The sequence below is a fragment of the Acinetobacter lactucae genome, from assembly GCF_001605885.1.
Taxonomy (GTDB): domain Bacteria; phylum Pseudomonadota; class Gammaproteobacteria; order Pseudomonadales; family Moraxellaceae; genus Acinetobacter; species Acinetobacter lactucae.
The window spans coordinates 139,103-152,308 of the sequence record NZ_LRPE01000038.1; the positions used below are offsets into that span (position 1 = coordinate 139,103).

Sequence of the window (13,206 nt, forward strand, 5' to 3'; positions counted from 1 at the left end):
ATGGATGGATGAGTTAATTTAGAAATTGTTTAATTACATCAATCAATTGATTTTCTTCGATTGGCTTAATCAAATAATCGATTGCACCTTGACGCTTGCCCCATACACGGTCAGTTGCCTGATCTTTAGTACTCACAATCACAACAGGGATATGCTTAGTGTCTTCATCACGGGTAATCTGACGTGTTGCCTGAAAACCATTTACACCCGGCATTACAACATCCATCAATACAAGATCTGGTTGCTCTGCCTTTGCAAGAGTTACACCATCTGCACCATTTGATGCTTCAAGCACGTCATAACCATGTTTGGTTAGGATTTCTTTAAAACGAAAAGTTTCTGTTGGTGAATCATCTACAATGAGAATACGTGCCATTTTTTTGCCCTCAAATTACTGGTTATGAACTTACATGATTACGAATCGCGTTTAACAATTCATCTTTGCTAAAAGGTTTCGTCAAGTATTCATCTGAACCTACCACACGCCCTTTTGCCTGATCAAATAAACCATCTTTACTAGAGAGCATGATAACGGGAATGTTCTGATAATTTTGAGAGTTTTTTATCAAAGCACAAGTTTGATAACCATCTAAACGAGGCATCATGATATCGACAAAAACAATATCCGGATTTGCTTCTGCAATTTTGGACAAAGCTTCAAATCCATCCACAGCAGTAATGACTTCACAGCCTTCGCGCTGTAATAAGGTTTCTGCTGTACGGCGAATGGTTTTTGAGTCATCAATCACCATTACTTTCAGATTTTGGAATGCATCTTCCATTTAATCTTCCATCCCCATAAAAATAAAATATAAATGCAATTTAACTTAAATTTGTTTTTACACATTTACACGCATTTTTAACATATCTCGTCGTCTATTTTCAATGAGGCTTTTTTGTCTACTTTCTCATTTATAAACAATAACTTTTAACCTCATCACACTTTAATTAAAATTATCAATTTTTTTATAATGACTATATTTTTATTCAGCTAAATAATAATTAATATAATAAAGATTAAATATTTAAAAATAAGCGACTTAGCTATCTTTTTTGGGGATTTTCAATGAATGATGGGATGAAATATGCCTTTTACAGGAATTGCTTGTCTGTATTTATAGGCATTATTTCCTTCGGATCACTCTTTTTCTTACCGTCTAGTGTTGCTCTTGCCGATACGCCCAAAGCGGTTTGGTATCGTTATTATGATCAACATGGTATTGCCAATATTAGTACATCCGTCACACCCGCTCATATTCGTTATGGTTATGAAGCTCTTGATCGGAATATGCAAGTGATAAAAAGAAACCACTCGTATAATGCTGAAGCTGATTTAAATCAATCAAGTCAACGGGCATTATTGGCAAGGCATAAAGAACAAGATATCAAATTAAAAAAAGCTTATAGCAATAGTAAGACCGCTTCGATTAAAAGAGATCAGGCATTAGTGTCTATAAAAAAGCAAATTAATTATCAGCAGGAACAACTTAATCAATTACAACAAGACAAAATTTTATTTAAGCGTCAGGAAATGGAGTATTTCAGAAAAGGAGAAACGATTCCTGAACGTCATAAAGCGTTGATTGCGAACAATCTAAATAATATTAATCGAGTTAAACAAACACTTGAAATCCTTTCCAAGAGCTATAACCGAACCAATAATGAGTATGAAAATATTATCGAACGTTTAAAAAAGCTTGAATAACTGCAAAGGTTTATCAAGAATAGGGGCAAAATAAAATTTGAATTATAGGATGATGCTGTATGCACACAATGCATCTCACCCCTTCTACTTTTTTTAAACTGAGTATTATTAGTTTATGTTTAATTTTAACTGCATGTAATAAGCAAGAAACAACTCAAACCACAGCCTCAGCTCCTGTAAAAATTGAGCTTATTCCTCAAGATCTTATTGCAGTTAAACAAGGAGCACTTGACTCTCAAACCGCATTTACAGGAACTATTCGTGCGGTTCAGCAAAGTTCCATTCAGGCGCAAGTCAGCGCAACAGCGACGAATGTCACGGCAAATGTGGGTCAACAGGTACAAAAAGGTCAAGTTCTGGTGAGATTGAATAATCAGGACAATGTTGCAAGATTAGCGCAAGCACGCGCCAACCTCGCATCGGCTCAATCACAAGCTGAACTTGCTCGTAATTTAATGAATCGAAAACAAAGATTATTCAATCAAGGTTTTATTGCTCAGGTCGAGTTTGAACAAAGTCAGGTGGACTATAAAGGGCAACTTGAAAGTGTAAAAGCACAACAAGCCAATGTTGATATTGCTAAAAAAGCTGATCAGGACGGAATTATTACTAGTCCAATTTCAGGTGTAATTACTAAACGACAAGTTGAACCCGGTCAAACTGTTTCAGTTGGACAAACACTATTTGAAATCGTAAATCCAGATCAGCTTGAAATACAGGCAAAGCTACCTATTGAACAACAATCTGCGCTTAAGATAGGTAGCAACATTCAATATCAAATTCAGGGCAATTCAAAACAATTAAACGCAACGCTTACTCGTATTTCACCTGTTGCCGATCAAGATAGCCGACAAATCGAATTTTTCGCTGCTCCTAAAGAAAAAATTGATTCGTTAAGCATTGGGGCTTTCATTAATGGAAATATTCTGCGCAATGACACTCATTCAGGCCAAACTATTCCTTTAGACAGCATTCAAAATATGCAACATGACCCTTTTGTATGGGTGATACGCAATCACACCATTCAAAAAGTTAAAATTCGAGTGGTTGAACAGCGTTATAACGATAATATTGCTTTAGTCGAAGGTTTACAAAGTACAGATCTGGTCAGCCGTATTCAATTTGAAGATTCCGACATTAATAAAAAAGTGACGGTTACAACCGACAAAAATAAATAAGGTAGCAAATAGCGTATGTGGTTTACTCGAATCAGTGTGAAATACCCCGTTTTTACCATTATGATGATGCTCAGCTTAATGGTACTCGGGTTGGCGTCTTGGAAACGTATGACTGTCGAAGAGTTTCCAAATATAGATTTCCCATTCGTAGTAGTCACTACACAATATACGGGTGCGTCACCAGAAGCGGTTGAGTCAGATATAACAAAAAAACTTGAAGATCAAATTAATACAATTTCAGGGATTAAACAGATTACTTCACGCTCAAGTGAAGGCCTTTCAATGGTGATTGCCGAGTTTAATCTTGATACTTCTTCGGCGATTGCTGCTCAGGATGTCCGTGACAAAATTGCACCTGTCACAGCACAGTTCCGTGATGAAATTGATACACCGATTGTGCAACGCTATGACCCTTCTTCCAGCCCAATCATGTCAGTCGTATTTGAATCAAACAGCATGAGTTTGGCGCAATTAAGTTCGTATGTAGATAAAAAAATTGTGCCTCAGCTTAAAACTGTTTCAGGTGTCGGTAATGTGAATTTATTGGGTGATGCAAAGCGGCAAATCCGAATAAAGGTTATTCCTGCACAATTACAAAGCTACGGCATTGGTATTGATCAGGTCATTAACACCTTAAAAAATGAAAATATTGAAGTCCCTGCCGGAACCTTACAACAAAAAAATTCTGAACTGGTCGTACAGATTCAATCGAAAGTTATCCATCCCCTTGCATTTGGCGATTTGGTGATTGCCAATAAAAATGGTTCGCCCATTTTTTTAAAGCAAGTGGCAACCGTTGAGGACACACAAGCCGAACTACAATCGAGTGCCTTTTATAATGGAAGAACTGCAGTTTCAGTCGATATCTTAAAAAGTTCCGATGCCAATGTAATTAAAGTCGTCGATCAGACTTATCAAACGTTAGAGAAATTAAAAGATCAAATGCCTGCGGGTTTAGATTACAAAGTCGTAGCTGATAGCTCTAAAGGTATTCGCGCTTCAATCAAAGATGTTGTTCGAACCATTATTGAAGGTGCTGCTTTAGCAGTTTTAATTGTTTTATTATTTTTAGGCTCTTTCCGTTCTACAGTGATTACCGGTCTAACCTTACCTATTACTTTGCTCGGAACCTTAACTTTTATCTGGGCATTTGGGTTTAGCATTAACATGATGACGCTGTTAGCTTTATCGCTCAGTATTGGTTTACTCATTGATGATGCAATTGTAGTTCGAGAAAATATTGTCAGGCATACTGAACTCGGCAAAGATCATGTGACTGCAGCTCTTGAAGGGACAAAAGAAATTGGTTTAGCCGTACTCGCAACCACGCTGACTATTGTGGCAGTCTTTCTACCCGTAGCCTTCATGGGTGGTCTGATTGGACGTTTCTTTTATCAGTTTGGTGTGACGGTCAGTACGGCTGTTTTAATTTCAATGTTTATTAGCTTTACGCTCGACCCAATGCTTTCAGCTCATTGGAAAGATCCTGTAAAGAAAAAAGATAATTGGCTACAACGTTTTTTTAACCATATTTCTAATTTGCTAGATCGGCTTACTCATGTTTATGAAAAGCTATTAAAGCTTGCTCTACGCTTCCGTTTAATCACGGTTATTGTTGCAATCGCTTCATTATTTGCTGCATTAGGGCTGTCTAAACTCATCGGGACCGAATTTGTACCTACACCAGATAAAGGTGAAGTCCGCATTCAGTTCGAAACCCCTGTAGATTCTTCTTTAGAATATACTCAAGCCAAATTACATCAGGTCGATCAAATTATTAGACAATTCCCCGATGTCGTTTCTACGTATGGCGTGGTTAACAGTGAAGTAGACTCTGGTAAAAACCATGCTGGTTTAGGGGTGACTTTAAAGCCAAAACAAGAACGTAGCTCAGATCTTAATACTCTCAACAATGAGTTCCGTGATCGTTTGCAAACAGTAGCAGGGATTCGAGTGACCTCTGTTGCCGCAGCACAAGACTCTGTCTCTGGCGGCCAAAAGCCCATCATGATTTCTATTAAAGGATCTGACCTAAATGAACTACAGAAAATTTCAGATCGCTTTATCGCTGAAATGGAAAAAATTAAAGGCGTAGTTGATTTAGAAAGTTCATTGAAAGAACCTAAACCGACTTTGGGTGTCCATATTAATCGTATATTGGCAAGTGACCTAGGCTTATCTGTATCCCAAATTGCGAATGCCATTCGACCTTTAATTGCTGGTGATAATGTCACTACTTGGGAAGACCGTGATGGCGAAACTTATGATGTGAATTTACGTTTAAATGAAAATAAACGTATGCTTCCGCAAGATGTGCAAAATTTATATATCAACTCTAATAAAACCAATGCAACCGGACAAAATATATTAGTTCCATTGAGTGCAGTCGCAACGACCGAAGAAAAGCTTGGGGCTTCGCAAATTAACAGACGTGATCTTGAGCGCGAGGTTCTTATTGAGGCAAATACCTCAGGGCGCCCTAGTGGAGACATTGGTCAAGACATCGACAAAATGCAAAAGGCATTTAAGCTACCAGCAGGCTATACATTTGATACACAAGGGGCAAATGCCGATATGGCTGAATCTGCGGGATACGCATTAACTGCTATTACCCTATCGATTGTATTTATCTATATTGTGTTAGGTTCTCAGTTCAATAGCTTTATTCATCCAGCGGCTATTATGGCGTCTTTACCATTATCATTAATTGGTGTTTTTCTTGCCCTATTCTTGTTCCAAAGCACCCTAAATCTGTTTTCGATTATTGGTATTATCATGCTGATGGGGCTTGTCACTAAAAATGCGATTTTGCTGATCGATTTTATTAAGAAAGCGATGGATCAGGGTGTGAGCCGTTATGATGCTATTTTACAAGCTGGTAAGACCCGTTTACGTCCAATTTTAATGACCACAAGTGCTATGGTGATGGGAATGGTTCCCTTAGCTTTAGGTCTCGGCGAAGGCGGTGAGCAAAGCGCACCAATGGCTCATGCGGTTATTGGTGGTGTGATAACCTCTACTCTGTTGACTCTTGTGGTTGTACCCGTCATTTTCACTTATCTGGATGACTTGAAAAACTTTATGCTGCGTCAAACACGACGATTCATGTCATAATGCAGCGATTATCGTATAATCTGCGTTTTTATAACGCTTAACTTTTAGGACTTTTTCCATGCGCGCAAGCCGCTTTTTATTTGCAACGTTGAGAGAAACCCCAAATGATGCTGAAGTAATTTCACACCAGCTCATGTTACGTGCGGGGATGATTCGTAAATTGGCATCTGGTTTATATACATGGCTGCCGATGGGAACACGTGTGCTTAAAAAAGTAGATGCGATTGTTCGTGAAGAAATGAACCGTTCAGGCGCAATGGAAGTATTCATGCCCGTGACTCAACCCGCAAGTCTTTGGGAAGAATCGGGTCGATATGAACAATATGGTCCTGAATTATTACGCTTTAAAGATCGTCATACGAACCCATTCGTACTTGGGCCAACGCATGAAGAAGTTATTACAGACATGGCGCGTAACGAACTTAAAAGTTATAAGCAGCTTCCTGTAAATTTCTATCAAATTCAAACCAAATTCCGTGATGAAATTCGACCACGTTTTGGTGTAATGCGTTCACGTGAGTTCATCATGAAAGATGCTTATTCCTTCCATGCAACTCAAGAATCATTACAAGAAACTTATGACGTGATGTACGATACTTATAGCCGTATTTTCACTCGCTTAGGTTTAGATTTCCGCCCAGTTCAAGCTGATACAGGCTCTATTGGTGGTTCAGCTTCACACGAATTCCACGTATTGGCTGCTAGTGGTGAAGATGACATCGCATTTTCAACTGAATCTGATTATGCAGCAAACGTTGAAATGGCTGAGGCTGTTTTAGTTGGTGAACGTGCAGCACCTACCCAAGAATTTAAATTGGTTGAAACACCAAACCAAAAAACAATTGATGATGTATGCCAATTCTTAAATACAGATCCAAAGCAATCTGTTAAAGCATTATTGGTTCAAGGTGTTGCTGATGAAAAAGGTAATGTTCCTGTCGTTGCTCTATTTGTACGTGGCGACCACGAACTGAATGAGATTAAAGCTGAGAAGCATCCTTTAGTTGCGGCTCCTCTTACGTTTGCAACTGAAGAACAACTTCAAGCATTTGGTTTAACTGCTGGCTTTACTGGTCCACAAGGTTTAATCGAAAAAGGCTTAACTGTCATTGTTGACCGTGCTGCATCTGTTCTTTCAGACTTCGTTGCTGGTGCAAACGAAGCAGACAAACATGCAGTTGGCGTAAACTGGGAACGTGATGCGCAAATTAGCGAAGTTTTTGATTTACGTAATGTGGTTGAAGGCGATCCATCTCCAGATGGCAAAGGCACACTACAAATTAAACGTGGTATTGAAGTAGGTCATATTTTCCAGCTTGGTACTAAATACTCTGAAGCTTTAGGCTGTAAAGTTCTAGGTGAAGATGGCAAACCATTTACAGTAACTATGGGATGCTACGGTATTGGTGTAACACGTGTTGTTGCAGCTGCAATTGAACAAAACTATGATGACAAAGGTATTATCTGGCCTCAAGCCATTGCACCTTTTGAAATTGCAATTGTTCCAATGAATGCGCATAAATCACCACGTACTCTTGAAGCAGCAGAATCACTTTATGCAGAACTTCAAGCTCAAGGTTTTGACGTATTACTTGATGATCGTAATGAACGCCCAGGCGTTAAATTCTCTGACCTTGAGTTAATGGGTATTCCACACCGTATTGTGATTGGTGAAAAAGGTCTTGATGCAGGTACTTTTGAATATAAAGGCCGCCGCGATGCTGAAGCGAGCAATTTAACTAAAGAAGAGCTTTTAGCTAAGTTAGCGCGTTAACTACATGCATGTCACTGCGTCAAATGGTAGTGACATGCAAATGTTATTTATATAGGCAATACCTTACTTTTGTTTTGGCAAAAGTAACAAAACCATTTGTATGACTGACGGTACATCCATGTTACCGCAGCCATACAAGCGGCATCCATGCCGCCACCACAATATTAAATTTCGTACTATTCTGCTCAAATAAAAAACTGCCCCTTAAAAGAAACAGTTTTTAAATCACCATAAAAATCTATGCTTAAACAGTTAAGTCTTTAATAGTTGTCGATGAACCATTGTTTTTAACCGACTCAATTCCTTTATCTCGTGAAGCTTCACTCGCATAGAACTGACTCGTGCCAATAATCTGATGATTTGCAGCTTTTAAATTGAAGTAAGGTTTCCCATTCTTTGCAGTTAAACGCTCATATCGGTCGTCATCACCACTATTTTTCTGAATAGATTCAATACCATTTACAGCAGAGGCTTTTGCCTTATATAGCTCACTATTTAAAATAGGTTCACCATTTCCTGCCTTCAAAATAAACCGATATTGACCATCACTCGCTTGCGAAATTTCGTACCATCCTGCCATAAAAACCTCATTTTTTTGTTGGTGTGGGTATGACTTTCGTTATTATTCTGGACGAAAGTTATTTGTTATTAATGACAATATAAAGGCGTAAATATTCCTTGGATAGCCCATTTTTTATACTTTTTCGTAATAAAATTAGAATGATGTTAGGAATTTAAAAAGCAGAGATATAGACATATATCTCTGCTGAAATGTAATAATAATTAACAGTTTAAGCTTTTTTTACAAATTCAGATTTTAATTTCATCTGACCAATGCCATCAATTTTACAATCAATATTGTGACCATCACTTGCATCTGGAACTAAACGAATCGTTTTTACCTTTGTACCGACTTTAACGACTGAAGATGAACCTTTAATTTTTAAGTCTTTGATTACAGTGACACTATCGCCATCTGCCAAGACATTTCCATTCGCATCTTTAATAATTTCTTGTTCTTCAGTAAGCGATGCTTCTCCTTCTTTCCACTCATGTGAACATTCAGGACAAATCAATAAGTCGCCATCTTGGTAAGTATATTCTGATTGGCAGTTTGGGCAGTTTGGGCAGTTTGGGCAGTTTGGCAAAGACATGAAAAAAATCTCAAAAAGTATATTATGCGAGATACAACTCATTTTTTAAAGTTTTAAATAAAAGACTTTTACCAAAAAAAAATTTATATATTCATTTTGATTTTTTGCTTAATAGATATTCTTTCAAAATAATTGCATGGTTATATTCAACATCTTTTGCTGAATATAAAAGCGTAACTGTATGTTCTGCTACGATGTGTTGTAGCTCTTCAACTGCGGAGTTGGTTTCAAGCTCTTTTAAATAACGCTGCTTAAATTCTTCCCAATGATCTGGTGTTGCAGCATGGAACCACTTTCTAAGTTCAGTTGAAGGAGCCACTTCTTTTAACCACAAATCTAAATGAGCGTTCTCTTTACTAATTCCCCTGCTCCATAGGCGGTCAACCAAAACTCGCTTACCGTCACTAGGGTCGGCCTTTTCATAAATTCTTTTAATTTGGATATCCATTTCTGACACCTACTCAGCTCAATCTAAATATCATTGGCTTAATCATCACATTGATTTGCCTTCCTCTACAATCTAAATCTTTTGCGCTAAATATTGTCTCAATTTGCCATTACTGATTAATTCAGGCATATAAATTGCTTTTGAATTTTTCATTATTTTATCAAATGGTAAAAAATGAAATATTATATTTATCCGTGTTCAGCTCAAAAAGATGCCCCTTATTTGATTTTCTCATCTGGGTTAGGTGGTCATGCTAGTTTTTGGAGCCCACAACTTGAATCGTTGAGTACGCATTTCAACATCGTGACTTATGACCAAGAAGGCTGTCACCAAGACAGTGCTTTATTACCTGCACACTACCATATGTGTGACATGGCAAATCAAGTACTACACTTATTAGAACATCTTCAAATTCATGAATTCCATATGATCGGGCATGCTTTAGGCGGCATCATCGGAATGGAACTCTCAAAACAACTGCAATCTAGCTCAATTACCATGCTCAGCCTTACACTGATTAATGCGTGGGATGAACTAGATGCCCATACGCAAAAATGTTTTGATGCCCGTATCGCATTGTTAGCCTCTGCGGGCGCTGAAGCCTATGTGCGTGCACAGGCATTATTTTTGTATCCTCCTGTATGGATTTCTCAGAATCATAGCCATATTAAAAATACCGAAGATATTCAACTCCAAGGCTTTCCACCCAAGACAAATGTCTTTGCCCGACTCAAGGCATTAATGCATTTTGAATTACAGGCAGAGCACGTACAGGCACTACAAGACACTGCAATTCATATCGTTGCCAATCAAGATGATTTTTTAGTTCCTGTACATAAATCACAAGATCTTTTTACCAAACTCGGTCATGGTCAACTCTGCATTTTACCCTCGGGCGCACACGCCTCAACAGTGACCGAACCCCAACAACTAAATCAAACTTTCATTCAATTTTTCCATAGCATTAAGGCCTTATCATGAATACAAAAACATTAAATATTTTAGATCAACTGTTTTTAGAAGCTAGAACCCACAGCACGTGGTTAGACAAAGCCGTCAGCCCTGAGCAAATTCAGCAGATTTATGCCTTAGTCAAAATGGCACCAACTTCTGCCAACTGTAGTCCTGCTCGTTTTGTATTTTTAACAACACCTGAAGCTAAACAAAAACTCAAGCCAGCATTATCATCTGGCAATGTAGAAAAGACGATGACAGCTCCTGTCACTGTTTTGGTTGCAACCGATGCAAAATTTTATGACAAACTGCCAGAATTGTTTCCTTATGCCGATGCAAAATCATGGTTTACATCCAGTGAAACAATGGCTCATGATACTGCTTTTCGAAATAGCTCATTACAAGCAGCATATTTGATTATGGCATGCCGTAGTTTAGGTTTAGATACAGGTCCAATGTCTGGTTTTGACGCGAAACAAGTGGATGAGCTATTTTTCGCAGGGACAAACCATCATATTAATCTCATTATTAATATCGGCTATGGCGACCCTCAAAAAGTTTATACTCGCCTCCCCCGTTTAAATTTTGAAGAGGCTTGTCGGGTGGAATGAGTTATTAAGTCCATAACACCCTCTTCAATCTCAAAAGAGAAATACCTTAGATCTACACGGCGACTTCAATGTCGCCTTTTTTTATTCTGCTATTTTATAAAATTGGATGTAATACACCTTCCAAAAGTAAAATTGATCAAATGATGCACAATGAAGCAAATTAGTTCCTCCTTGGTGCATAATCGCATTATTTTTTACCATTTGATAAAAATTATACCAAACAATAAATACAAGATATTGATAAATATTTAAATATTAAAGTTGGCACGCGCTATGCATTATTAAAAATACAAACAAATACTGAAAATTATATCTTTTATAGCTTTCAGTTCGACTTCCTAAACTCACGATGGGGAATCAAGATGAAGATCGGCGTTTTTTGTCCAATTGGAAATAATGGCTGGCTGCTTTCAGAAAATGCACCGCAATATAAACCTACCTTTGAGTTAAACAAACAAATTGTACAACGTGCTGAACACTACGGTTTTGACTTTGCACTTTCCATGATTAAGTTACGTGGTTTCGGTGGCAAAACTGAGTTTTGGGACTATAACCTTGAAACATTTACCCTCATGGCAGGTCTCGCTGCTGTCACCAGTAAAATCCAAATTTATGCAACCGCTGCAACATTAGTCATGCCTCCTGCAATTGTGGCACGTATGGCATCGACCATAGATTCGATTTCTAACGGTCGGTTTGGACTAAACGTCGTGACCGGATGGCAAATGCCTGAATATTCCCAAATGGGTATGTGGCCTGGCGATGAATATTTTGCTAAGCGCTATGACTACTTATCTGAATATGTTGAAGTTTTACGTGAACTTTGGGCAACAGGAAAATCAGACCTAAAAGGCGAGTTCTTCCAGATGAATGATTGTCAGGTCAAACCACAGCCTCAAGCTGATATGAAAATTATCTGTGCAGGACAATCAGATGCAGGTTTAGCTTTTTCCGCAAAATATGCCGACTACAATTTTGTTTTTGGAAAAGGTTTAAACACACCAACTGCCTATGCCGAAATTAATGACCGTTTAAAAGCTCAAACCGACAAAACTGGACGCAATGTACAGACCTATGTGTTGTTTATGGTAATTGCTGCCGAAACAGATGAAGCTGCAATGCAGAAGTGGCAACACTATAACGATGGTGCGGACATGGAAGCTATTCGTTGGCTACAAGATCAAGGTGCAAAAGATAAAGTGTCTGGCACTGACACCAATATTCGCCACATGGCCTCTAGCCTTTCTCCCGTCAATATCAATATGGGCACCATTGTTGGCTCTTTTAAAAATGTCGCAGAAATGCTCGATCAAATTTCCGAGATTAAAGGGACAGAGGGAATTTTGTTGACCTTTGATGACTTTTTACAAGGCGTAGAAGATTTTGGTCAACGTATTCAACCGCTCATGAAATGTCGTGAAAGTGTCGTTACCGAACTGAAAGAGCAAGCCGAACCAACTGTTTTGGAGAAAAGCGCATGAATGAAATGTCTAATATTGTGTGTGCTGAATTCACGGCACAGATTGGTACAGGCAAAGTGTTGAAAGCCGAACCTGAATATATTCAATTAGCAGCAGAACAAACTGCGCTTGTTGTCATTGATATGCAAAATGCCTACACCTCTTTAGGTGGGTATTTAGATTTAGCAGGTTTTGATGTGTCAAAGACTAAACCTGTAGTCGAAAATATTAAAAAGGCGATTGATGCTGCACACAGTGCAGGGATTCAGGTCATCTATTTTCAAAATGGCTGGGATAAGGGCTACGTCGAAGCTGGTGGTTTAGGCTCACCAAATTTTCATAAATCCAATGCCTTAAAAACCATGCGTAAACGCCCCGAATTACAAGGCCAACTTTTAGCTAAAGGCGGTTGGGACTTTGCTTTAATTGATGAGTTACAACCTCTCCCACAAGACATCATTCTTGAAAAGCCACGTTATAGCGGTTTCTTTAACACGGCGCTCGACAGCATTTTACGTGCCCGTGGCATTCGTAATTTAGTCTTCGTTGGTATTGCCACCAATGTCTGTGTTGAGTCGACCTTACGTGATGGTTTCTTTTTGGAATATTTCGGTGTTGCACTTAAAGATGCTTGTTATCAAGCCGGACCTCAAGAGGCTCATGACTCAGCCCTATATAACATTAAAACTTTTTTTGGATGGGTATCTGACACCAATAGTTTTATTGAAACCTTTAGTTCGGCATCAACATTGCTACAGCAATCTGCCTAACTCATACATTTAATTTTATCTAATTTTTTTGATTTGGA

Annotated in this window: 13 protein-coding genes; 8 read left to right on the forward strand and 5 right to left on the reverse strand. The window is 38.4% G+C overall.

Annotated elements, in window-relative coordinates:
* Positions 1-13 precede the first annotated feature (13 nt).
* Both AWW73_RS15270 and pilG read right to left on the reverse strand, forming a co-directional pair.
* A complete protein-coding gene (locus AWW73_RS15270; RefSeq protein ID WP_002116220.1) occupies positions 14-376 on the reverse strand; it encodes a response regulator in 363 nt (120 codons plus the stop codon).
* A gap of 22 nt (positions 377-398) precedes the next feature.
* Positions 399-782 carry a twitching motility response regulator PilG gene (gene pilG, locus AWW73_RS15275; protein WP_000389061.1) on the reverse strand — a complete coding sequence of 128 codons (384 nt, stop codon included), beginning with the start codon at positions 780-782 and terminating at the stop codon, positions 399-401.
* Between the two features lie 284 nt (positions 783-1,066).
* Here pilG and AWW73_RS15280 point away from each other — a divergent pair, with 284 nt between their 5' ends.
* The 4 genes from AWW73_RS15280 (at position 1,067) to AWW73_RS15295 (ending at position 7,771) form a co-directional block, all read left to right on the forward strand.
* On the forward strand, positions 1,067-1,705 hold the full coding sequence (locus tag AWW73_RS15280) for a hypothetical protein (RefSeq protein WP_062850073.1): 639 nt from the start codon (positions 1,067-1,069) through the stop codon (positions 1,703-1,705).
* 68 nt (positions 1,706-1,773) lie between these two features.
* Positions 1,774-2,883: an efflux RND transporter periplasmic adaptor subunit gene (locus AWW73_RS15285; protein WP_081409663.1), complete on the forward strand. Its 1,110-nt coding sequence runs from the start codon at positions 1,774-1,776 to the stop codon at positions 2,881-2,883.
* A 15-nt stretch (positions 2,884-2,898) separates the two neighbouring features.
* Complete coding sequence (locus AWW73_RS15290) at positions 2,899-5,997, forward strand: efflux RND transporter permease subunit (protein ID WP_062850074.1); 3,099 nt, start codon at positions 2,899-2,901, stop codon at positions 5,995-5,997.
* 58 nt (positions 5,998-6,055) lie between these two features.
* Positions 6,056-7,771 (forward strand): proline--tRNA ligase, encoded by a 1,716-nt coding sequence (locus tag AWW73_RS15295; protein ID WP_061874134.1) that lies wholly within the window; start codon positions 6,056-6,058, stop codon positions 7,769-7,771.
* A 244-nt stretch (positions 7,772-8,015) separates the two neighbouring features.
* Here the strand turns inward: AWW73_RS15295 and AWW73_RS15300 are convergent, their stop codons facing one another.
* The 3 genes from AWW73_RS15300 to AWW73_RS15310 all read right to left on the reverse strand — a co-directional run bounded on the left by AWW73_RS15300 (position 8,016) and on the right by AWW73_RS15310 (position 9,373).
* Complete coding sequence (locus AWW73_RS15300; protein WP_062850075.1) at positions 8,016-8,351, reverse strand: YegP family protein; 336 nt, start codon at positions 8,349-8,351, stop codon at positions 8,016-8,018.
* A gap of 211 nt (positions 8,352-8,562) precedes the next feature.
* A complete protein-coding gene (locus AWW73_RS15305) occupies positions 8,563-8,925 on the reverse strand; it encodes a zinc ribbon domain-containing protein YjdM (protein WP_062850076.1) in 363 nt (120 codons plus the stop codon).
* A 91-nt stretch (positions 8,926-9,016) separates the two neighbouring features.
* A complete protein-coding gene (locus AWW73_RS15310) occupies positions 9,017-9,373 on the reverse strand; it encodes a DUF488 domain-containing protein (protein WP_062850077.1) in 357 nt (118 codons plus the stop codon).
* Positions 9,374-9,547: 174 nt separating this feature from the next.
* On the opposite strand from AWW73_RS15310, the gene rutD reads away from it, so the two are divergent.
* The 4 genes from rutD (at position 9,548) to rutB (ending at position 13,168) form a co-directional block, all read left to right on the forward strand.
* A complete protein-coding gene (gene rutD, locus AWW73_RS15315) occupies positions 9,548-10,354 on the forward strand; it encodes a pyrimidine utilization protein D (RefSeq protein ID WP_016143410.1) in 807 nt (268 codons plus the stop codon).
* Positions 10,351-10,938 (forward strand): malonic semialdehyde reductase, encoded by a 588-nt coding sequence (locus tag AWW73_RS15320; RefSeq protein ID WP_062850078.1) that lies wholly within the window; start codon positions 10,351-10,353, stop codon positions 10,936-10,938. Before rutD ends, AWW73_RS15320 begins: the two co-directional genes overlap by 4 nt.
* A 362-nt stretch (positions 10,939-11,300) precedes the next feature.
* The gene (gene rutA / locus AWW73_RS15325) at positions 11,301-12,419 is read left to right on the forward strand and encodes a pyrimidine utilization protein A (protein WP_062850079.1); all 1,119 of its coding nucleotides are present in this window, start codon (positions 11,301-11,303) and stop codon (positions 12,417-12,419) included.
* Positions 12,416-13,168 carry a pyrimidine utilization protein B gene (gene rutB, locus AWW73_RS15330; RefSeq protein WP_062850080.1) on the forward strand — a complete coding sequence of 251 codons (753 nt, stop codon included), beginning with the start codon at positions 12,416-12,418 and terminating at the stop codon, positions 13,166-13,168. The genes rutA and rutB overlap by 4 nt, the downstream gene beginning before the upstream one ends.
* The last annotated feature ends 38 nt before the right edge of the window (positions 13,169-13,206 follow it).